The 20,873-nt window shown below is 71.8% G+C and carries 19 protein-coding genes and 2 pseudogenes; 11 read left to right on the top strand and 10 right to left on the bottom strand.

All coding sequences use genetic code 11. From position 1 onward, the window contains the following. Positions 1-795, bottom strand: coding sequence for a metal-dependent hydrolase (locus ACFWBD_RS08395; RefSeq protein ID WP_385664444.1), 795 nt, complete (start codon positions 793-795; stop codon positions 1-3). Positions 796-940: 145 nt separating this feature from the next. Between ACFWBD_RS08395 and ACFWBD_RS08390 the strand changes: the two genes are divergently transcribed. Both ACFWBD_RS08390 and ACFWBD_RS08385 read left to right on the top strand, forming a co-directional pair. Further along, positions 941-3,454 carry a DEAD/DEAH box helicase gene (locus tag ACFWBD_RS08390; protein ID WP_385664441.1) on the top strand — a complete coding sequence of 838 codons (2,514 nt, stop codon included), beginning with the start codon at positions 941-943 and terminating at the stop codon, positions 3,452-3,454. Between the two features lie 31 nt (positions 3,455-3,485). Further along, positions 3,486-4,352, top strand: a complete 867-nt coding sequence (locus ACFWBD_RS08385; protein ID WP_385664438.1) for an acyl-CoA thioesterase — start codon at positions 3,486-3,488, stop codon at positions 4,350-4,352. A 10-nt stretch (positions 4,353-4,362) separates the two neighbouring features. Here ACFWBD_RS08385 and ACFWBD_RS08380 read toward each other — a convergent pair whose 3' ends face one another. Further along, a complete protein-coding gene (locus ACFWBD_RS08380; protein ID WP_385664435.1) occupies positions 4,363-5,253 on the bottom strand; it encodes a DUF6397 family protein in 891 nt (296 codons plus the stop codon). Between the two features lie 138 nt (positions 5,254-5,391). Beyond that, a complete protein-coding gene (locus tag ACFWBD_RS08375; RefSeq protein WP_385664432.1) occupies positions 5,392-5,805 on the bottom strand; it encodes a roadblock/LC7 domain-containing protein in 414 nt (137 codons plus the stop codon). Between the two features lie 105 nt (positions 5,806-5,910). On the opposite strand from ACFWBD_RS08375, the gene ACFWBD_RS08370 reads away from it, so the two are divergent. Beyond that, positions 5,911-6,339 carry a PPOX class F420-dependent oxidoreductase gene (locus tag ACFWBD_RS08370; protein WP_385664430.1) on the top strand — a complete coding sequence of 143 codons (429 nt, stop codon included), beginning with the start codon at positions 5,911-5,913 and terminating at the stop codon, positions 6,337-6,339. Between the two features lie 20 nt (positions 6,340-6,359). Here ACFWBD_RS08370 and ACFWBD_RS08365 read toward each other — a convergent pair whose 3' ends face one another. The 5 genes from ACFWBD_RS08365 to ACFWBD_RS08345 all read right to left on the bottom strand — a co-directional run bounded on the left by ACFWBD_RS08365 (position 6,360) and on the right by ACFWBD_RS08345 (position 11,504). Beyond that, positions 6,360-6,965, bottom strand: a complete 606-nt coding sequence (locus ACFWBD_RS08365) for an ATP/GTP-binding protein (protein ID WP_385664427.1) — start codon at positions 6,963-6,965, stop codon at positions 6,360-6,362. A gap of 249 nt (positions 6,966-7,214) precedes the next feature. After that, entirely contained in the window at positions 7,215-7,625 is a 411-nt protein-coding gene (locus ACFWBD_RS08360) for a DUF742 domain-containing protein (protein WP_385556561.1), read from the bottom strand. A 22-nt stretch (positions 7,626-7,647) separates the two neighbouring features. Beyond that, on the bottom strand, positions 7,648-8,085 hold the full coding sequence (locus ACFWBD_RS08355; RefSeq protein WP_385664424.1) for a roadblock/LC7 domain-containing protein: 438 nt from the start codon (positions 8,083-8,085) through the stop codon (positions 7,648-7,650). Then, entirely contained in the window at positions 8,082-10,667 is a 2,586-nt protein-coding gene (locus ACFWBD_RS08350; protein ID WP_385664421.1) for a nitrate- and nitrite sensing domain-containing protein, read from the bottom strand. Before ACFWBD_RS08350 ends, ACFWBD_RS08355 begins: the two co-directional genes overlap by 4 nt. Before the next feature lie 42 nt (positions 10,668-10,709). Beyond that, positions 10,710-11,504 (bottom strand): MHYT domain-containing protein, encoded by a 795-nt coding sequence (locus tag ACFWBD_RS08345; RefSeq protein ID WP_385664419.1) that lies wholly within the window; start codon positions 11,502-11,504, stop codon positions 10,710-10,712. Between the two features lie 152 nt (positions 11,505-11,656). On the opposite strand from ACFWBD_RS08345, the gene ACFWBD_RS08340 reads away from it, so the two are divergent. From ACFWBD_RS08340 to ACFWBD_RS08325, 4 genes and pseudogenes are all read left to right on the top strand, one after another. After that, positions 11,657-12,256 (top strand): class I SAM-dependent methyltransferase, encoded by a 600-nt coding sequence (locus tag ACFWBD_RS08340; protein ID WP_385664416.1) that lies wholly within the window; start codon positions 11,657-11,659, stop codon positions 12,254-12,256. A 166-nt stretch (positions 12,257-12,422) separates the two neighbouring features. Further along, a pseudogene (locus tag ACFWBD_RS08335) lies at positions 12,423-12,587 on the top strand (PadR family transcriptional regulator); the annotation flags it as partial. Between the two features lie 296 nt (positions 12,588-12,883). Next, positions 12,884-13,471: a hypothetical protein gene (locus ACFWBD_RS08330; RefSeq protein WP_385664413.1), complete on the top strand. Its 588-nt coding sequence runs from the start codon at positions 12,884-12,886 to the stop codon at positions 13,469-13,471. A 316-nt stretch (positions 13,472-13,787) separates the two neighbouring features. Further along, complete coding sequence (locus ACFWBD_RS08325) at positions 13,788-14,630, top strand: transposase (RefSeq protein ID WP_385664677.1); 843 nt, start codon at positions 13,788-13,790, stop codon at positions 14,628-14,630. Here the strand turns inward: ACFWBD_RS08325 and ACFWBD_RS08320 are convergent. Beyond that, positions 14,579-14,695 (bottom strand): annotated as a pseudogene (locus ACFWBD_RS08320) (DUF2236 domain-containing protein); the annotation flags it as partial. The gene ACFWBD_RS08325 and the pseudogene ACFWBD_RS08320 overlap by 52 nt on opposite strands. A 96-nt stretch (positions 14,696-14,791) precedes the next feature. On the opposite strand from ACFWBD_RS08320, the gene ACFWBD_RS08315 reads away from it, so the two are divergent. Beyond that, on the top strand, positions 14,792-15,118 hold the full coding sequence (locus ACFWBD_RS08315; protein WP_385664410.1) for a hypothetical protein: 327 nt from the start codon (positions 14,792-14,794) through the stop codon (positions 15,116-15,118). Between the two features lie 139 nt (positions 15,119-15,257). After that, on the top strand, positions 15,258-16,172 hold the full coding sequence (locus ACFWBD_RS08310; RefSeq protein ID WP_385664407.1) for a hypothetical protein: 915 nt from the start codon (positions 15,258-15,260) through the stop codon (positions 16,170-16,172). 90 nt (positions 16,173-16,262) lie between these two features. On the opposite strand, the gene ACFWBD_RS08305 is transcribed toward ACFWBD_RS08310, so the two are convergent. After that, positions 16,263-16,445, bottom strand: a complete 183-nt coding sequence (locus ACFWBD_RS08305; protein ID WP_385664405.1) for a hypothetical protein — start codon at positions 16,443-16,445, stop codon at positions 16,263-16,265. Between the two features lie 240 nt (positions 16,446-16,685). On the opposite strand from ACFWBD_RS08305, the gene ACFWBD_RS08300 reads away from it, so the two are divergent. Next, positions 16,686-19,574, top strand: coding sequence for a DEAD/DEAH box helicase (locus ACFWBD_RS08300; protein ID WP_385664403.1), 2,889 nt, complete (start codon positions 16,686-16,688; stop codon positions 19,572-19,574). Beyond that, the gene (locus tag ACFWBD_RS08295; RefSeq protein ID WP_385664401.1) at positions 19,571-20,860 is read left to right on the top strand and encodes an SWF or SNF family helicase; all 1,290 of its coding nucleotides are present in this window, start codon (positions 19,571-19,573) and stop codon (positions 20,858-20,860) included. Before ACFWBD_RS08300 ends, ACFWBD_RS08295 begins: the two co-directional genes overlap by 4 nt. The last annotated feature ends 13 nt before the right edge of the window (positions 20,861-20,873 follow it).

Below are 20,873 nucleotides of genomic sequence, written 5' to 3'. Positions count from 1 at the left end.
TCAGATGTAGTTGAGAGCGGCCGCGCCGCCCACTCCCCCGAGCAGCATGAACACGGGCATCAGCACCTTCAGCTCGACCCAGCTGCCGGCCCGGAACCGCATCACCTTGGGCGGACCGATCGGGTACCAGCGCTTGCGCCCGATCGGGATGGGCCACAGGACCGGGCAGCCCGAGACGGTCAGCGCGTCGCCGATGTCGTGCACCAGGGCGCCCAGCACGATCGGCAGCCCCAGCCACAGGTACTGCTGGCCCGGTTCCGTGAACAGCCAGTCCGAGCCGTTGCCAGGCTTGTCCAGGACACCGGCGAGGATCCAGGCGCTGGTGGCGGCCAGCAGCCACACCAGCACGTCGCTGCTGGATCCCCGGGCCGCCCGCCACAGCAGCCCCTCGATCGCCAGCACCATGTGCACGAAGAGCAGCGCCAGGACCGCCCAGCGGCCACCGGTGATCGCCAGCGCCGAGGCGCCTCCGCCGATCATGACGGCCCACAGCCAGGTGTGCGTCAGGGTCCGGTGACCTCCGGAGCGGCGCGGGTCGCCCTGCTTCCTGGTGCCCTTGTAGACGGCGTAGGAAAGCTTGTCGACGATCTCGCACAGCCAGCGCGAGACGGGTCCGAAGGCCCGCGAGATGGTGGCTGCCTTGTGGTCGAGGTCCGGGGCGAGCGCGGCTCCGGCGCAGATCAGCGCACCTGCGAGCAGGACCGGCCAGGGCATCGTGTGCCCGGCCGCGGCGGCGGCCGCACCGACGCCGAGCCAGGCGGCCGCGCCCGACAGTGAGTGTGCTGGTCCCATCATGGCCGGTGCCCGCCCTATTCCTCGAAAGTCGCTGTCCAGTTGACCGGGTGCGTTGACGCTCCGTCGGCGACACAGCGTAGCGGTCGTGATCTTCGGGCCGGCATCCGATTCCCCCATCAGGGCCGAGGGCAGGCAAGATGGGGTCGTGACCCTCATCGATCAGCTGCCGCCGACCGCAGATCCCGACGCCCTGTACGAAGCCTTCGAGTCCTGGGCGCAGGAGCGTGGTCTGACGCTCTACCCCCACCAGGAGGAGGCGCTGATCGAGGTGGTCTCCGGGGCGAACGTGATCGTGTCGACGCCCACCGGCTCCGGCAAGAGCATGATCGCGGCGGCCGCGCACTTCGCGGCTCTCGCCCGCGACGAGGTCACCTTCTACACGGCTCCGATCAAGGCGCTGGTGTCGGAGAAGTTCTTCGAGCTGTGCAAGATCTTCGGCACGGAGAACGTCGGCATGCTGACCGGCGACGCGTCCGTGAACTCCGACGCCCCGGTCATCTGCTGCACCGCCGAGGTGCTCGCCTCGATCGCGTTGCGCGACGGCAAGAACGCCGATGTCGGACAGGTCGTCATGGACGAGTTCCACTTCTACGCGGAGGGCGACCGCGGCTGGGCGTGGCAGATCCCCATCCTGGAGCTGCCCCAGGCGCAGTTCGTGCTCATGTCGGCCACGCTCGGCGACGTGTCCTTCTTCGAGAAGGACCTCGCCCGGCGCACCGGCCGCCCCACGTCGGTGGTCCGCTCGGCGATCCGACCGGTGCCGCTGTCGTACGAGTACCGGTACACCCCGATGACGGAGACGCTCAGCGACCTGCTGGTGACGAAGCAGGCGCCCGTCTACATCGTGCACTTCACGCAGGCGCAGGCGGTGGAGCGGGCTCAGGCGCTGATGAGCATCAACATGTGCTCGCGCGAGGAGAAGGAACGGATCGCCGACCTGATCGGCAAATTCCGCTTCAGCACGAAGTTCGGCCAGAACCTCTCGCGCTACGTGCGGCACGGTATCGGCGTCCACCACGCCGGCATGCTGCCCAAGTACCGGCGCCTGGTGGAGAAGCTCGCCCAGGCCGGCCTGTTGAAGGTGATCTGCGGTACGGACACCCTCGGCGTCGGCGTCAACGTGCCCATCCGCACCGTGCTGTTCACGGCGCTGACCAAGTACGACGGCAACCGGGTGCGCACCCTGCGGGCCCGTGAGTTCCACCAGATCGCGGGCCGGGCCGGGCGGGCCGGCTTCGACACGGCGGGTCTGGTGGTCGCGCAGGCTCCCGAGCACGTCATCGAGAACGAGAAGGCCCTCAACAAGGCCGGCGACGACCCGAAGAAGCGTCGCAAGGTGGTGCGCAAGAAGGCGCCGGAAGGATTCGTGGGCTGGACGGAGAACACCTTCGACAAGCTCATCGAGTCCGATCCGGAGCCGCTGGCGTCCCGCTTCCGGGTCACGCACACGATGCTGCTGTCGGTGATCGCCCGGCCCGGCAACGCCTTCGAGGCGATGCGGCATCTGCTCGAGGACAACCACGAGCCGCGCAAGCAGCAGCTTCGGCACATCCGGCGCGCGATCGCGATCTACCGCTCGCTGCTTGACGGCGGGGTGGTCGAGAGGCTCGACGAACCGGACGCCACGGGCCGCATCGTCCGTCTCACCGTGGACCTCCAGCAGGACTTCGCGCTGAACCAGCCGCTGTCCACCTTCGCGCTGGCCGCGTTCGAACTCCTCGACCCGGAGTCGCCTTCGTACGCGCTCGACATGGTCTCCGTCGTGGAATCCACGTTGGACGACCCGCGTCAGATCCTGGCCGCCCAGCAGAACAAGGCGCGCGGTGAGGCGGTGGCCGCGATGAAGGCGGACGGCGTCGAGTACGAGGAGCGGATGGAGCGCCTCCAGGACATCTCGTACCCGAAGCCCATGGAGGAGCTGCTCTTCCACGCGTACGACACCTACCGCAAGAGTCACCCGTGGGTCGGCGACCACCCGTTGTCGCCCAAGTCCGTCATCCGCGACATGTACGAGCGGGCGATGTCCTTCACCGAGCTGGTCTCCCACTACGAGCTGGCCCGCACCGAGGGCATCGTGCTGCGCTACCTGGCCGGCGCCTACAAGGCCCTCGACCACACCGTCCCGGACGACCTCAAGTCGGAGGACCTCCAGGACCTGGTGGAGTGGCTGGGCGAGATGGTGCGCCAGGTGGACTCGAGCCTGCTGGACGAGTGGGAGCAGCTCGCCAACCCGGCGGAGATGACCGCCGAGGAGGCTCAGGAGAAGGCCGACGAGGTCAAGCCGGTCACGGCCAACGCGCGTGCCTTCCGGGTCCTGGTCCGCAACGCGATGTTCCGCCGTGTCGAGCTCGCCGCTCTCGACCACGTCGGCGAACTCGGCGAGCTGGACGGCGAGTCCGGTTGGGACGCCGACGCGTGGGGCGATGCGATGGACAAGTACTGGGACGAGTACGACGACCTCAGCACGGGCCCGGACGCCCGGGGCCCCAAGTTGCTCATCATCCAGGAGGAGCCGCAGAACGCCCTGTGGCGGGTCCGCCAGATCTTCGACGACCCGAACGACGACCACGACTGGGGCATCAGCGCGGAGGTCGACCTCACGGCCTCCGACGCCGAGGGCCGCGCTGTCGTCCGCGTCACCGCCGTCGGCCAGTTGTGAGTAACGAAGAAGGCACAGGAGAAGCGCACCGATGACGAATCCGGCCGAGAGGCTCGTCGACCTGCTCGACCTCGAGCAGATCGAGGTCAACATCTTCCGCGGCCGCAGCCCGCAGGAGTCCCTGCAGCGGGTCTTCGGTGGGCAGGTGGCGGGCCAGGCGCTGGTCGCGGCCGGCCGGACCACCGATGGCGACCGGCCCGTGCACTCGCTGCACGCGTACTTCCTGCGTCCGGGCCGGCCGGGTGTGCCGATCGTGTACCAGGTCGAACGGGTGCGGGACGGGCGGTCCTTCACGACCCGCCGGGTCACCGCCGTGCAGCAGGGGCGCACGATCTTCAATCTCACCGCCTCCTTTCACAAGCCTGAGGAAGGTCCCTTCGAGCACCAGCTGCCGCCGGCTCGCGAGGTCCCGGACCCGGAGTCCCTGCCGACGGTCGTCGAGGAGATCCGGAAGCATCTGGGCGAGTTGCCCGAGCAGTTGGAGCGGATGGCGCGCCGTCAGCCCTTCGACATCCGGTACGCGGACCCCTTGCGCTGGAGCGCCGAGGACGTCGAGGAAGCCGAGCCGCGCAGCGCGGTGTGGATGCGTGCGGTCGGGCCGCTCGGCGACGACCCGCTCGTCCACACCTGCGCGCTCACGTACGCCAGCGACATGACTCTCCTGGACGCCGTCCGCCTCCCGGTCGAGCCCCTGTGGGGTCCGCGGAACTTCGACATGGCGTCGCTGGACCACGCGATGTGGTTCCATCGGCCGTTCCGCGCGGACGAGTGGTTCCTGTACGACCAGGAGTCGCCGATCGCCACCGGCGGACGCGGGCTGGCCCGTGGGCGGATCTACGACCTGGAGGGGCGCCTGCTGGTGTCCGTCGTCCAGGAGGGCCTGTTCCGGGCGCTGTAGATCCGGCGCGTCACCCGCTCCGGCGGCGTAGCCGGTTCAGCAGACCGCGGGCCGGCCGGCCGGGCTCGTCGGGCGGGCCCGGCGGCGCGGCCGGGGGCGTCGGGACCGGCTTCGGGAAGGGCCGTGGCGCGGGCTGCTCGGCGCGTGCCTCGTCCAGGGTGCGAGCGAGGTCGTACCCGAGCCAGTCGATCTCGTCGGGGTCGTCGGCCGTCATGATCTTCTCCACGAGGTGCGCGGCCGGTGTGCCGGGCGTGCCGTGGGCCGGCGGTCCCGGCCGGAACCTGTTCAGGTGGGAGCGTTCGTAGGGGTCCTTGACGATCTCCGCGACCTGGAGAGGGTCGAGGAACCCGGCCAGGACTCCGGCGCGTTGCCAGGGGCCGTCGGCCTGCCGGTGCAGGAAGCCCAGGTGACGGCCTCGCCAGTTCCGGGGACGAAGGTCGACGCCCGCGGCCAGTTGGCTCCTCAGCACCGCGGGTGTGCGGCCGGTCAGCAGGAAGGCGTTGGTCCCGTCAGCGGCGAACTGCTCGAGTTCGTCGGCGAGATAGAGCCAGACGACGACCCGATAGCGATTCAGGTAGAACCTGACCGGCACCACCAGTCCCAGCCGCGCGAGGCGGGTGAACCGGGCCGGGGGCACGCCCATCACGTCGGCGCCTTCGCTGGTCCCCACGGCCCGCACGCTCGCGCGCAGCGTCTCGGGGAAGCGGGGGTCCGAGCGCAGACGTTCGATCTCCGCCCGGGCCACCCGACGGCCCCCGCCGCCGCCTTCGTCGGGCACGGTCCTGATGCGCCCGAGGTGCACGGCGAGGTCGAACTCGCTTCGCTTCAGATCCAGTTCCCGCGCTGCCCGGCTCGGCGCGCAGGAAGCGGAGTGTGGTCGCGTGACGGTGTTGCCGGACATGGTCGTCTCCCCCGTGGAGTGAAGTGGAGTGAGGCAGGCCCGCACGGTCCGCGATGGCCTCGGAAAAAACCGTAGCCGGAATCGCCGACATCGGGGCGAGCCTGTGGATAACTCCAAGGAGGAAGGTAAAACTGCAGGTCAGATGTCTTCCAGTGGTGCGCGGTCGGGCTGCCGGGCGTCCACGGTGAGGTGTTCTCCGACCCGGTTGACGAGCAGCGTCATCTCGTAGGCGATCTGGCCCATGTCGGCCTCCGCCCCGCTGAGCACGCACAGACAACTGCCGGTGCCCGCGGCGGTGACGAACAGCACCGCGTCATCGAACTCGATCATCGTCTGGCGCACGCGGCCCGCGCTGAAGTGACGCCCCGAGCCCTTGGCCAGGCTGTGCAGTCCGGACGAGACGGCGGCGAGGTGCTCCGCGTCCTCCCGGGGCAGTCCCGCGCTCGCACCCGCCACCAGCCCGTCGTTGGACAGGACGAGTGCGTGCCGTACATGGTCGACGCGCTCGGTCAGGTCGTCCAACAGCCAGCCCAGCCCCTGGTTCTGCGCCATGTCCCGCTCCCCGTGTGACATTCCCCGTGTGACCCTCCGCGTCGTCGGAGAATCTGCCCGCCAGCCTTCCCCAGGAGCGGCCGCCGGAGCAAGGAGGATGGCGGCATGGCACAGAAGATGACCGATGAGGAATGGCGGGCCTTCGTCGCGGACGGAACCCGCACCGGAAAGCTGTCCACCGTACGGGCCGACGGAAGTCCGCATGTGGCGCCGATCTGGTTCCTGCTCGACGGGGACGAGGTGGTGTTCAACACCGGCAAGGACACGGTGAAGGGGCGCAATCTCGCGCGGGACGGCCGGGTCGCCCTGTGTGTGGACGACGACCGGCCGCCCTTCGAGTACGTGGTGCTGCGGGGCCGGGCCCGCATCTCGGAGGACCTCGACGAGGTCCGGCACTGGGCGGCTCGTATCGCGGCGCGGTACATGGGTGAGGAGCGCGCCGAGGAGTTCGCCGCCCGCAACGGGGTTCCGGGCGAACTGCTCGTGCGTGTCGCCATCGACAAGGTCCTGGCGCAGAAGGCCGTCGCGGACTGACCGGGCCGAGGCGGGCGTGATCAGCTCACGGAGTCGAGCAGCCGGGCGGTGTGCATCCGCCCGGCGTACTCGACCAGCCGGATCAGCACCTCCTTCCCCGAGTCGCGGTCACGTGCGTCGCACAGGACGACGGGGGTGCCGCCGTCGAGGTCGAGGGCGCGCGAGACGTCCTGGGCGCCGTATGTGCGCGTGCCCACGAAGCAGTTGACGGCCACCACGAACGGGATGTGCCGGTGCTCGAAGTAGTCGACCGCGGGGAAACAGTCCTCCAGGCGCCGTGTGTCGGCGAGGACCACCGCGCCCAGGGCTCCCTGGGACAGTTCGTCCCACAGGAACCAGAAGCGGTCCTGCCCGGGAGTGCCGAACAGATAGAGGGAGAGGCCGGAACGGATGGTGATCCGGCCGAAGTCCATGGCGACGGTCGTCGTGACCTTCTGGTCCACGCCGTCGGTGTCGTCCACCGACTGTCCGGCTTCGCTGAGCAGTTCCTCGGTGCGCAGCGGCTTGATCTCGCTGACCGCGCCCACCATGGTGGTCTTGCCCACGCCGAACCCGCCGGCGACCAGTATCTTCAACGCCAGGGGGGTGGTGTCGCCGCCCGTGGTGTCGGAGTCTTCGGTGACCATGGATCACTTCTCTCGGGAGTGTCGGCAACGGTCGAGGTCGGTACGGGGGTGCCGTGGCTCGGCGCGGCGGTAGCGCGGGGTCTCGGCACCGGAGTGCGAAGTCAGCATCATGACAACCACGGCCCCTTTCCGAGGGGTTCGACCGCTATCTGCCCGATGTGACCGACTCTTGCGTGTTCGGTGTCCGAAGGCGCGCACGAGTCGGTACGCGGTGGTTCCGTACGCGTCCGGGTCCGTCTGAAGGTTCATCTACAGCGCTCGCAACCCCTCGATCACCTCGCGCAGGATCCGTTCGTCGGGCAACTGCGCGGGCGGGACCGGGCGGCTGACGGTGACGCAGCCGAGTTCCAGCAGGTCTCCGAGGAGCACTCGGACCACGCCCACGGGAAGGTCCGCACCCGCCGAGAGTTCGGCGACGGACTGGGTCTCCGTGCGGCAGAGTCCGATGAGGGCACGGTGTTCCGGTCCGAGCGCCATGCCGTCCGTGCCCGGCGCGCCCGGATCCAGGGTGACCAGGGCGATCAGGTCGAAGCGCACTCCGGTGGGTCCCGGTTTCGTGCGCCCGCCCGTCATGGCGTACGGGCGGACGAGCGGTCCGGCCTCGTTGTCGTACCACTGGCTGCCCAGCTCGCGCGGGGTGCCGGTCATGTCCTCGGTCATCTGCGTGGGTCGCTCTCTGGCCTCATCCGGCGGCGGGCGGGCGCGCGGAGAGCCGTGGCGCGCTGTACAGGTGCTCTCCGACCCGCTTGACCAGCCGCGCCATCTCGTAGGCGACGAGGCCGATGTCGGCGGTCACGGCGGTGAGGACGGCCAGGCAGGAGCCGTCGCCGGCGGCGGCCACGAACAGGAAGCCCTCGTCCATCTCCACCATGGTCTGGCGCACTCCGCCGGCGCCGAAGTGCCGGCCCGCGCCCTTGGCGAGGCTGTGGAAGCCGGAGGCGACGGCGGCGAGGTGCTCGGCGTCCTCCCTCCTGAGGTCGGTCGAGGCACCGACGGCGAGTCCGTCGTTGGACAGCACCACGGCGTGCCGTACCTCGCTCACGCGCATCACCAAGTCGTCCAGCAGCCAGTCGAGTTCGCCGGACCGCTGGCCCGACCCCGTGCTCGGGTCCTGGATCATCTGGGGTCTCCTTCGCTGCTGTCACTGCCCGGTTCGGGTTCGGGGGCGGCTCCGTGGCCGGGCTGTCGGCCGCCGCCCCGTGCCCAGCCCTTCCGGTAGGCGGACATCCGGTCCCGTACGAGCTCGGGGGTGCGCTCTTCGTCTCCGCGCGGGCCAGGTGGCTGGGCCGGTTCCTCGGCGAGTGGCCTGCGCAGTTGGGGGGCGAGGTTGGCCTGCCGTACCCGGCGCGGGAGGTCGTCCGATCCTTCGGCGTCGTCCGGGGGACGGTGCAGGCGCAAGGCGGTGACTCCGGGAGGCGGGGGGTCGGCTGCCGCCGGTTCGGCGGCCTCTACAGGGGCGGCGGCTCGTACGGGGGCGGCGGCTCGTACGGGGGCGGCTCGTACGGGGGCCACCAGCGCGGGGCGGTCGGCGGAGGCGGGGACGGCTTCCTGGCGCCGGTCGGCGGTGTGCCGGTCCGCGGCGGACACGCGCGCGTACACGCGTTCCGCGGGCTGCGGCTCGGCCTCCGCCACCTCACGGGCGGAACGCTCCGGCTTGCCGCTGTGCAGCAGCGCCGTCGGCAGCAGGACCACCGCGGTGGTGCCCCCGTAGGGCGAGCTCCGCAGATGGACCTTGACGCCGTGGCGGGCCGCGAGCCTGCTGACCACGAACAGGCCGAGCTGGTCGCTGTCGAACAGGTCGAGCGCCTCGGACTGCGCGATGCGCCGGTTGGCCTCGGTGAAGGTCTCCTTGCCCATGCCCAGGCCCCGGTCCTCGACCTCCACGGCGTAGCCGTTGCCCACAGGTTCGCCGGTGACCCGCACACGCGTGTGCGGGGGCGAGAACTGGGCCGCGTTCTCAACGAGTTCGGCGAGCAGGTGGGTGAGGTCGGCGACGGCGGTGCCGATGACGGCTGCCTCCGGGAGCTGCCGTACCTCCACGCGCGCGTAGTCCTCGACCTCGGAGACGGCGGCACGGACCACGTTGGTGAGGGACACCGGCATGCGCCAGGCCCGGCCGGGCGCCGCCCCGGAGAGGATGATCAGGCTCTCCGCGTGGCGCCGCATGCGGGTGGTGAGGTGGTCGAGCCGGAAAAGGTCGCTCAGCTCGTTCGGGTCGTCGGAGCGGCGCTCCATGCTGTCCAGGAGGCTCAGCTGACGGTGGACGAGGACCTGGCTGCGGCGGGCCAGGTTGACGAACACCCCGGAGATGCCGCTGGCGAGTTCGGCGCGTTCCACGGCGGCCCGCAGCGCCGCGCGGTGCACGGTGCCCAGGGCCTCGGCGACCTGGCCGGTCTCGTCCTCGGAAGGAGGCCCCGGCGGCGCTTCGGCGCGGACGTCGATCTCCTCCCCCGCGCGTAGCTTCCGCATGGCCTCCGGGAGTTTGCGCCGGGCGATCTCCAGGGCGCTGTTGCGCAGGCTGACCAGTTCGACGACGAGTCCGCGGCCGATGCGCACGGAGATGACGAGCGAGGCGACGACGGCGGCGAGGCCCAGCAGGACAGCGGCGCCGGCCGAGGTGAGCAGACCGCGGGTGAACGGGTCGGCGCGGTCGGCGACACCACGTCCGGCGTCCGCCTCGATCGTCCGCATCGCGTTCTGCACGCGCGCGTGCGCCTTGTCCCAGATGCCCGCGGGTGCGGCGGCGATCGCCTTCACACCGGGCCCGTTGGCGAGCGCCTTGTCCTCGGCGGCGTACAGGTCCGCGTAGGCGCTGCCGGCGGCGAGGCGCTGCCAGGCGGTGCGTTCGGGCCCGCGCAGGTCCGCGACGGCCGATTCCGTCAGGGTGCGGCGGGTGTCGACAGCGCCGGTGAAGAGCCGCAGGCGCTCTCCGTCGAGGCGTCCGGCGAGGCGCGCACCGGCGAGCACGACGCCCTCCTGGGCCAGCGCCTCGCCCGCGCGGGAGAACTCGAGCAGCACGCGCGCTTCCGAGCCGAGTTCGGCGTCCTGGACGCCGGAGAGGGCGCCGCCGACCGAGAAGGCCGCCGAGATCGTGCTCGTGTACCGGCCGTACGTCTCCTCCCAGCCGGCGCTGCCGTCGAGGACCGCGGTCCGCAGCGAGGGGAGTCCCTCGGCCCCGGAGACGAACGCCTCCAGCCGCTGGGCCACTCCCGTGGGCAGTTCCTGACCGTCGGCGACGGTGCTGTCGTCGCCGAGGCGCAGCCGGCCCACCGCGCGGTCCGTGCGTTCCGCGAGCGCCTTCAGGTCGCCGCCCTGCCCGGGAGCGGAGTCGGTCGCGTACCGCACGGCGGCCGCACGCTCGGTCTGGAGAGCGGCCACCGCGGCAGCCACGGGGGCACGGACCTGGGAGTCCACGCGCTGCAACTGGCGCAGCCCGGACACGTCCTGGGCGGTGCTGACGGTGGCGTACGCCCACAGGGCGAGCAGGGAGACGACCGGCACCATCAGCAGGCAGACGATCTTGGCGCGCACCGTGCGCGGCCTGATGCGCCAGCGCTCCGCGCGCGGGGGTATCGCGTCCGCCGACGTGTCGATCTGCTCGTCCGGGCCCTCATCGGCTGGGGGTCCGGCGTGGGCGCGGCGCCCGCGTGTGGGGGGCGGCGCGTCGGCGCCTGCCGTGGGGGTCCTACGGGGTGTACGCATGGCCTCCTCGATCGGAAGGGGATGGGGGGCGGGCCGGTCGCGTCAGGCGGGCCGGGCTTGCTGTCGGACGGTGAGGCCGTCCTCCGGTTGCTGGGCCGAGGCGGACGCCTCGCGCTCCCCCGTGGTGGGCGACAGCGCGACGAAGGCCGAGGTCAGGAAGAGATAGGAGCCGAGGCCGACCGCGAGGGGGAAGATGAACTGCATCGCCGTGGCCCCGGGCAGCGCCTCACCGGAGGGTGTGACGTGGACGCTCACGGCGAACATCGCGGTGTAGTGCATGCTGCTCACCGCCGCGCCCATGACGAGGGAGGCGAGGGTGACCGCGATGGGCGAGCTGATGTTGAGCGCCGCCCAGAGGGCCGCGGTCGCCGCGACGACGGCGATCACGACGGACAGCCCGACGCGCAGTGGGTCGTAGGTCACGTCGGCGTGCAGCCGGACGGCGGCCATGCCCAGGTAGTGCATGCTGGCCACTCCCAGGCCGGTGGTGAGTCCGCCGATCAGCAACGCGCGCGTGCGGTCGCGGCTGTAGCCGACGGCGAAGACGCCGGCGCAGACGACGACCATGGCGACGAGAAGGCTGAGCACGGTCAGCGGAACGTCGTAGCGGATGTCGGTGCCGCTGACGGCGAAGCCGAGCATGGCCACGAAGTGCATGGTCCAGATTCCGGTGCCGATCGCCGAGGCAGCGGTGATCAGCCAGTTGCGGCGCGAGCGTCCGGTGGCGCCGAGCGCGCGCACGGTGCAGCGCAGCCCGAGGGCGGCGCCGAGGCAGGCCATCAGGTACGACAGCGCGGGGGTCAGCCAGCCGAAGGCGGCGTGGTCCAGGTGTCCCATGGCCACGGGAGGCTAGTCGGGGCACAGGAGCACAAAGGGGGCGCATTTCGAAAGGTGTTGAAATGTGGCGCAGTAGTGCACCGGAACGATCGGGTCAGGCTCGAACATGTGCACCGAGGCGTCGTCCGTGTCGGTGAGGGATCATGCGGAGCATGAGCGACGACCACACACACGTTCAGGAGTTCTTCGGCGCGCGGGCCGCGGGCTGGGACAGCCGCTTCCCGGACGACGGTCCCGCCTACGCCGCCGCGGTCGGCCACCTCGGCCTGCGTGCGGGAGACCGTGTGCTGGACGCGGGCTGCGGCACCGGGAGGGCCCTGACGCCGCTGCGTGCGGCCGTGGGGCCGTCGGGAGTGGTCGTCGGGGCGGATCTGACCCCCGACATGCTCACGGCCGCCGTACGGGCCGGACGCGACGGTGCCGGGCGACTGATGCTCGCCGACGTGACCGCGCTTCCCTTTCGCTCCGCGTCGCTGGACGCCGTGTTCGCGGCGGGCCTCATCGCCCATCTGCCCCGGCCGGCGGAGAACCTGCGGGAACTGGCACGGGTGGTGCGCCCGGGCGGCACGCTGGCGCTGTTCCACCCGATCGGCAGGGCGGCACTCGCTGCCCGCCAGGGACGGCAGCTCACCCCGGAGGACCTGCGCGCGGAACCCAACCTCCGCCCGATGCTGGCCGGTTCTGGCTGGCGCCTGACCTCCTACACCGACGAGGACGCCCGCTTCCTGGCCCTCGCCGTCCGCGAGACCTGAGGGCGCACGCCTCCCCGGCGACCGCCCGCACGAAGGCGTCGGGATTGTCGGACATGGCGTTGCGGCCGGCGCCCGGCACCGTCACCACCCGCCCACCCGCACACCCGCACACCCGCACACCCGCCAGACCGTCCGCTCCGTCGAGCTCACCGGTCAGCTCGCCCTGGACGAGGACGCCCAAGCGACCGTACTGCACCGCCGACTGGCCTTCCTGGAGGAGCCGGCGAGCTTCTTCTACGAAGGTGACCGCCTGCTGCGGGCGGAGGAGCTGGAGGACCCGTTCCGGCGCGGTGTCCTGACCATCGCGCGAGCGACGTCCCGGGCCGAGATCACCCTGGCTGTGTACGGCCGCCCGCGAGGCGGGCCGGCACCTGGCGTGGGACACGAAGACGGAGAGAGGGGGCGGACGCTTCATGCTCGCGCCGGCGTTCATGAAGCCGCGCGACGCCTGGGATTACTACCGCGGTCGGGAGACCGCAGAGGTGGCCTTCCAGGCCTTCGAGCAGGTCTCTCCGCACTTCGGACCCGCCTGTGGCTGCGGCCTGCTGGGCAAGACCATCTGCCGCTGGTGCAGTCAGGAGTACGAACGCCACTGCCCCCTCCATGACGAGGGGGGCAGGTACACCGGTGCAAGACCTCCGGGACCGGGTCTTCTGGCGCTGGGTGTGGGAGCTGCAAGACCTCGGCGTCTTCGTCGCCGTGGTGGACAAGAACATCGACAACACCACCGAAGACGGCGAAGCGGCAATGCGCGAGGAGGCGAACTATGCCTTCAAGGAGTACACGCGCATCCGTGTCCGGACACAGTCCGGCATCCAGGAGAAGGCGGAGGAGGGCGGCCACCCCGGCGGCACGGCGCCGTACGGGTGGCGAATCCAGGACCAGGGCAAGCGCGGGGAGTCCCGCCTGACGCTGGACGTCTGCCCCTCTGACGGGCACTGCACAGTCATCCATGAGACGGACGTCCTGGAGCGCGCCTGGCACCTGGTCGTCATCGAGTCCAAGAACTGCCGCAAGACGGCCATGGCCCTGAACGCCGAAGGTATGCGCACGCGTACCGGCAGGCTCTGGACCGCCGGAAACCTCCGGCGCCGCATGCAGTCCAAGGCCATCCAGGAAGCGCGGATGGTCTACCGCAACCCTGAGACCGCGGGCCGCAAGAACGGCACGAAACTCGGCCTGGACGGCTCGCCGCGGCCAACGGGGCCAGCGTGACCATCGACCTTCCCCGCCTCTTCTCCGAGGCGGAGGTCGAGCGCCTGAACAAGGCGCTGGAGCGCAACGCCCGCACCCGAAAGGGTGAGAGCGGCATCCATCCGCTGTCCCGGCGGGTCTACGGCTCGTGCGGGAAGTACTACACGGGCCTTGACCGCTGCGACCGCCCCGGTCGCATGTACCGCTGCTCTGCAAGATCGAGGCCCACCCGGGCGCCAAGGTGTGCACCTGCTCGCAGGTGGACGCCGACGCCCTGGAAGGGCGCGTGTGGGGCGAGGTCTGCGCCCTGCTCCAGGATCCCGACAGGCTCACGCTGATGGCCATGGACTGGCTGGACATGGCCACGGGCCAGCAGGGAGACCACGCCCAGCGCGTGGCCGAGCTGGACCAGAAGATCGAGGCCCAGGACGAAGCGATCACCAACATGATGATCGTGGCTGCCAAGAGCTGGTCCCCCCAGGCTGCCGCCAAGGCGACCAAGGCCCTTGAAGACGAGCGCGAGGAGCTGGTGAAGCTCCGGGAAGAGGCGCTCGCCTGGCAGGCGGAGGGCGAGCTGGCCCAGCAGAGGGCCCATGATCTCCAGGCCCTGGCCGAGGTGGCCAAGACCCGCATGAAGGACATGACCGCGGCCGAGAAGGCCGAGGTGTGCGACCTCCTGGATCTCAAGGTCACGCTCGCCGGCCCGGTACCGAAGAAAGTCCGGGCGGACGACACGCTCACCGCGTGGTTCCACTCGCGGGACCGCGGCGTACCCGTCCTGGACGACAGCACCTGGGCCCTTGTGGAGCCCCTCTTCACGGCCTCTGAGCGCCGTTCACGGGCCGACCGCATTCCGCACCGCCAGGTGCTCGAAGCGGTCCTGACGAAGGCGCGTACGGGCGTCACCTGGAAGGAGCTTCCCGAGCGCTACGGGAAGACGGCCGGGCTCACCACCCGCTATCAGCGGTGGGTCGCCTCCGGCCTCTTCGAGCAGGCGATGGACGCCTTGGCGGAGTGCGAGAGCACTCCCCTGCCGGACCTGTACCCGCTGCCTCCGCTGCTGGTGGAGGGCAAGATTGATCCCCGGTTGCTCATCCGAGTTCCGGAGGCACCCGAGCAGACGGTCACGAGAGCGCGGGTGACGTCCCAGGGGAACTCGTACGCCGCGGTGAGTCGGTAGATCTCGTACGCGTCCTCGTACGGGTCCATCCGCCGGATCTGCCTGAGCCGTTCGAAGCGCTTCACCGCACCGTCCCCCTTCTGCCGCCGGAACTCCAACTCTAGGTTGAACAGCAGAAGATGAACGATCGGTCGGGGCGATGCAGGGGGAAGGCGGTCGGCATGTTCGGCAAGGCTTACGGGAGATTCCGCGACGCGATGCGCGCGTGGTCGCGTCCGGGCGGGGAGAGGCGTTCCGACAAGGAGTCGCGTGACGGTGGGAAACGGAAACGCACCCACAATCTGTTCGAGGCGGCCGCCGCGTACGTCTCGGCGTGCGCGGAGGACGATCAGGAGAGGATCGACGAGGCGGCGGGCTGGGTGTCGCCGGAGGCCCTGTCCTTCGGGGTCAACGAACTGGCCTGTCGCGCGGTCATCGCGCTCGCCCGGGAGCGCGACGAGTCGCCCCGTACCGTGGCTCGCGCGCTCCTCGGACTGCCGCCGGCGTGACGCATCCAACGGCCGGGAGTGGTCGATTCGCCCCGTCCGACCGGAAAGCCGCAGCTCCGGGTGTGTCGGGGAGTCGTGACAAGCGCCTTCCCGCCGCACTAGGGTGCGCGCCGTTGGACAAACCTATGGGGAGGCTGGGATGGCTGGGACGGACGAGGACGCCGTCGCCGCCGCGGACGATGCGCTCTATGTGCTCACGGCGGTGCTGCTGACGCCGGCGAAGTTCCCGAGCGCGCTGGGCGACGACTACCCGGAGGCCTGTGCGGCGCTCGGCCTCCCGCCGCTCGCCGACGGGTACGGATTGGTGCTGGGCCAGGACGGCGAGGGCGCGCGGTGGACTGTCGTCATCGACGACGTGTCGCTGGTGGCCGTGGCCATCGCGTCGTGGGACTGCGGTATGGAGTACGACCTGTCGCCCGGCGAGCGGACGGTCGTCGCCGCCCTGCCAGGCTGGCCGCTGGCGGTCGCCGTGGCGGCGCCCGGCGTGCCCGCGCCGCACGATCCCGCCGCCGACGTCGCGGACGGCCCCGCGCTGTCGCCCCCGGACACGACCACCTGGGGTCCGGCCCAGCGGCGGCTGGGGGCCGACGAGATCGCGCTCCAGTGGGCCCTGTGGCGCGAGCAGATCGACGACGCGGAGTTCGCGCGCCCTCAGGAGGGCGCCGCTGCGGATGCGGGAGGCGGCGCCGGCGCCGGCCAGGACGGCCGGGACGACGCGCCGGGCGGGTCCGACACCGCCGACCGGGCCGACTCGGCCGGCGAGGCCGAGAAGGGCACGGCGAAGGGCCACAGCGGCATCCGACGCGTCCTCGCCGAGGTGCGCGCCTACGTGGACGCCCCGCCTCCGCTCGGCCGCGTCCGTTCGTCGTTCGCTCCCGGTGACGCGCGCACCCTGCGCGCCGACGGCCCCGGCTGGTCGCTGGTGGCCAGGACCGACGACATCGCGTTCGTCCTGCTCGACGACGAGCCCGGCGAGGTGCTGCCGGTCGGCCGCGGACCCGAACTGCCCGGGCTCCTCGACGCGCTCGACAAGATGGCCGTACGGCCGCTCTGAGGGCTCGCGGCGATCCCCTGCGAGTTCGTTCACGGGCCCGGGCGGCTCGGAGGTGCGGGAGGACGGGGACCGTGACGCGGTCCCCGTCACTCAGCGGCCGAGCTCCTTGCGTGTGACACGGCGCAGCCTGCGCCGCTGAGCGGGATCCAGCGTGAGGTAGGCCACCGCCGGAACCCCCAGCACGATCAGCAGGGCAGCCCACCAGGGCAGCCAGATCAACAACAGCAGTCCGACCGCCACACCCCCTGCGGCGATCTTCGCGTTCTTCGACATGAGCGTCGCCTCCTTCGCGGCCACTGCCGCTCTCTGTCATGAAAACGGCTTCGCGCCGCCCGCGGTTCCGGATTCGACCCTGAGACGTCCCTGAGGTACGGCCCCGAGACGCCCCTGAGGACGCGTACCCCAGGTCGGCGGACCGGACCGGATCCAGACCGGTGCGCGTTTCCCGTCGAAGTGTTGTACCCTCGGCGACCCCGCCCCTGGTAGTCAAGTTTGAGGAGTAGTTTCATCGCCGTGCAGAGGGTTCCCGTGGAGACACCGTTCGAGATCTCCGAACTGGCACGTTGCTCTGCCGTGTTCGTGCCCGGTACCCCGTCACGGACCGGCGGCGTCGCCTTCTGGAGACCCGACGACGACGCGCTTCCCGCCACAGCGGGCCGGCGGACGGAGGAGCTGCCTGTCGTCCGGCCTGCCGGCGCCGGTGTGGCACTCGCGCGCGTAGCCGCCGTCCTGCTGCCGGTGGAGGAGGCCCTGCCCGTCCTCACACACGCGCGTGCCGTGCCGGACGGACACCGGGCCGCCGCCTTCTGGGGTGCGGCCGCTCTGCTGGCCCTGCGGTGCGTGGCGCGCGGTCTCCTGCTGCCCGGTCTGTCGCCGGAGGACCACGACGCGTGGCGGCTCGGCCCGCCGGCCCCGGAAGACGTCGAGCAGGTGCGCCGACTGGCCGCCTCGATGCCGCCCGAGGCACACGCCGTGCCGGTGGACGAAACCGCCCCGCTGCGTCTTCCCGACCCCGAGCGTCTGCTGCGCGCCTTCCTGGACGCCGTGGCGGACGCACTGCCCCGCACGCCCGCCGCGTCGCTCCTGACGGGAGGTCCGGCCTACTCGGCCCCGCAGCCCCGGCACCTGCCGGAGCTGCGCGCGTGGGCGGCCGACGTCGCCGCGGGCCACGACGCCGGCGTACGGATCTCGCTGCGGATCGAGGTCTGCGGACTCGGCGTGCCCGAGGTCGACGCACCCGCGGTCGGCCCCGCGGCACCCGGGTTCCGGGCTGTGCCGCAGGTGCACAGTGTGAGCGACCCCGCGCTCGTCGCGGACGCCACCGCCGTCTGGACGGACTCCGGTGTCACGCGCGGGGCGTTCGGTCCCCGCGCGCGGGTGGACGCCCTGCTCGCCCTGCGCCGTGCGGCCCGTGCCTGGCCGGCGCTGACACCCCTGCTGTCGGCCACCGTGCCGGACGCCGTCGAGCTCGTCGACGAGGAGGTGTCCGAGCTCCTGGGCGAAGGCTCGCGGGCACTGGCGGGCGCGGGGATCGAGGTGCACTGGCCGAGGGGGCTGGCCCGCACCCTGACCGCCCGCGCGGTCGTGGGGCCGCCGGAGCCGCCGGAGGGAGAACGGGGGCCCGACCGGCTCGGCGCGGACACGCCGTCCTTCCTGTCGGCGGACTCGCTCCTGACGTTCACCTGGTGGTTCGGGCTGGGCGACCAGCAGCTGACGCGCGAGGAGCTGGACCGGCTGGCCGAGGCCAACCGGCCGCTGGTGCGGCTGCGCGACCAATGGGTGCTGATCGACCCACGGGAACTGCGCAGGGCCCGCGCTCAGCAGGACCGCAAGATGACGCCCGTGGACGCGCTGGGCGCGGCTCTGACGGGCTCGACGGAGGTGGACGGCCGACGGGTCGACGTACGGCCCACCGGGTGGCTGGCGGCCCTGCGGGAGCGGCTGACGCGTCCCGGGACGCAGGAGCCGGTGGAGCAGCCCGCGGCCCTCGACGCCACGCTGCGCGACTACCAGCGGCGCGGCCTGGACTGGCTGGCCCGGACCACGGCCCTGGGACTGGGGTGCTGTCTGGCGGACGACATGGGGCTCGGCAAGACCGTCACACTGATCGCCCTGCACCTGCACCGCCAGACGGACGCCTCGGCGGCGGGTCCCACCCTCGTGGTCTGTCCGACGTCCCTGATGGGCAACTGGCAGCGGGAGATCGAGAGGTTCGCGCCGGGCACGCCGGTGCGCCGCTTCCATGGGCCGCGACGCGATCTGGAGGAGCTGTCCGACGGGGAGTTCGTCCTCACCACCTACGGCACGCTGCGCCTGGACGCAGGGCGGCTCGGCGAGGTGCCGTGGGGGCTGGTCGTGGCGGACGAGGCGCAGCATGTGAAGAACCCCTACTCGGCGACCGCGCGGGCGCTGCGCACCATCGGCGCACGCGCGCGTGTGGCGCTCACCGGCACCCCGGTGGAGAACAACCTGTCGGAGCTGTGGGCGATCCTGGACTGGACGACACCCGGCCTGCTGGGCCGGCTCGGCGCCTTCCGTACGCGGTACGCGCGAGCCGTCGAGAGCGGCGGAGACCCGGCCGCGGCGGAGCGGCTCGGCCGGCTCGTGGGACCGTTCCTGCTGCGCCGCCGCAAGTCGGACCCGGGGATCGCCCCCGAGCTGCCGCCCAAGACCGAGACCGATCGGCCCGTGGCCCTCACGAAGGAGCAGACCGGCCTGTACGAGGCCGTGGTGCGCGAGACGCTCGCGGCGATCGCCGAAGCCGGCCACATGGCGCGCCGCGGGCTGATCGTGAAGCTCCTGACCGGCCTCAAGCAGATCTGCAACCACCCGGCGCAGTACCTGAAGGAGGAACGGCCGAGGACCACCGGACGCTCCGGGAAACTCGAGCTCCTGGACGAGCTGCTCGACACCCTCCTCGCCGAGGGGGCGAGCGTGCTGGTCTTCACGCAGTACGTGCGCCTGGCTCGGATCCTGGAACAGCACTTGGCTGCGCGGGGCGTACCCACTCAGTTCCTGCACGGCGGTACGCCCGTCGCCGAGCGGGAGGACATGGTCCGGCGTTTCCAGGACGGTGAGGTCCCCGTGTTCCTGTTGTCGCTCAGGGCGGCGGGCACGGGCCTCAACCTCACGCGCGCGGAGCACGTCGTGCACTACGACCGCTGGTGGAACCCCGCGGTCGAGGCGCAGGCCACGGACCGGGCGTACCGCATCGGCCAGACCCGGCCCGTGCAGGTGCACCGGCTGATCGCCGAGGGCACGATCGAGGACCGCATCGCCGACATGCTGCGCCGCAAGCAGGATCTCGCGGACGCCGTTCTCGGGGCCGGCGAGGCGGCGCTCACGGAACTGACGGACGCCGAGCTGGCGGATCTGGTGCAGCTGCGAGGGGATACGCGATGAACCGGCACGACAACGTCGAGGAACGGACCTTCGCCGCGTTGTCACCCGCGCAAGGGAGGGGCTTCGCTCAGACGTGGTGGGGGCGCGCGTGGCTGGCCGCGCTCGAGGACGGCGCGCTGGACGGGGAACAGGTGAGGACGGGCCGCCGCCTCTCGCGCGCGGGCGCCGTGGGCGCGGTGTCGGTGCGACCGGGGCGCGTCACGGCCGTCGTCCAGGACCGCGATCACACGCGGCACCGGGCCGACGTGCTGCTCGACAGGCTCTCGGACGACCAATGGGAGCGTCTTGTGGACCTCGCGGTGGAACGGGCGGGGCACGTCGCCGCGCTGCTCGACCGGGAGATGCCGCCCCATCTGGTCGAGGACGCCGCATCGGCGGGCATCGACCTGCTACCGGGGCTCGGCGACCTGGAGGCGCAGTGCGACTGCGGCGCCTGGGACCACTGCGGTCACACGGCGGCGGTCTGCTACCAGGTGGCGAGGCTGCTCGACCAGGATCCCTTCGTGCTCCTGCTGCTTCGGGGACGTGCCGAACAGAGCCTGCTGGACGATCTCCAGGCGCGCGGCTCCGCCGCTCGGTCCGCTGCGGAGCCGCTGCGGACCGAAGGGGTGGACGCGGCGGAGGCGTACGCGGCAGGGAACATCCTGCCTCCGCTGCCCGCCGTGCCCGAACTCCCGCCGGAGCCGGGTGTGCCGCCTTCGTTGGACACGGACGCCCCGCCCCCGGCCGGGCTGGAACCGGCGGCGCTGGAGATCCTGGCCGCCCGGACGGCCGCCGCGGCGCACCGGACGCTCGCGGAGGCGCTCCGCGAAGGGGCGGGGCGGCGCACGCCGTCGGCCCGGCTGACCGTGGGCCAGGACGCCGTACGGCTGGCGGAGGGCGTCCTCGACGTGCCCGGGACGGTGGATCGCGCCGGCGAGGCCGCGGTGGGCCGCCTCGCCGCCGGATCGGGGCGCGACCGGGCGGAACTGGCGGCTGCCGTCCGGGCCTGGCGACACGGCGGGGTGGCTGCCCTGTCCGTGTTCGAGGAGGAGTGGACCGTGGAGGGCGAAGCGCTCGCACGCGCGCGTGCCGCGCTGGACTCGGCCTGGGAGCAGGACGAGCGGCCGGTGCTGCGGGCACGGGGGAACAGGTGGACGGTCGTCGGGACGGCCTGCCAACTGCGGCTGGGGCGGGACGGCAGATGGTGGCCGTACCGCAAGGAGGGCGGCCGCTGGACGCCGGCCGGGGAGGCGGCCCAGGACCCGGCGACGGCTCTGGCCGTGGCCCGGCACGTCGAGGAGTAAGCGCTTTCCCAGG

Source organism: Streptomyces sp. NPDC060002 (assembly GCF_042737245.1).
Lineage (GTDB): Bacteria > Actinomycetota > Actinomycetes > Streptomycetales > Streptomycetaceae > Streptomyces.
The sequence above is the reverse complement of the archived record's forward strand: the minus strand, read 5'-3'. Positions and strand labels throughout refer to the sequence as shown.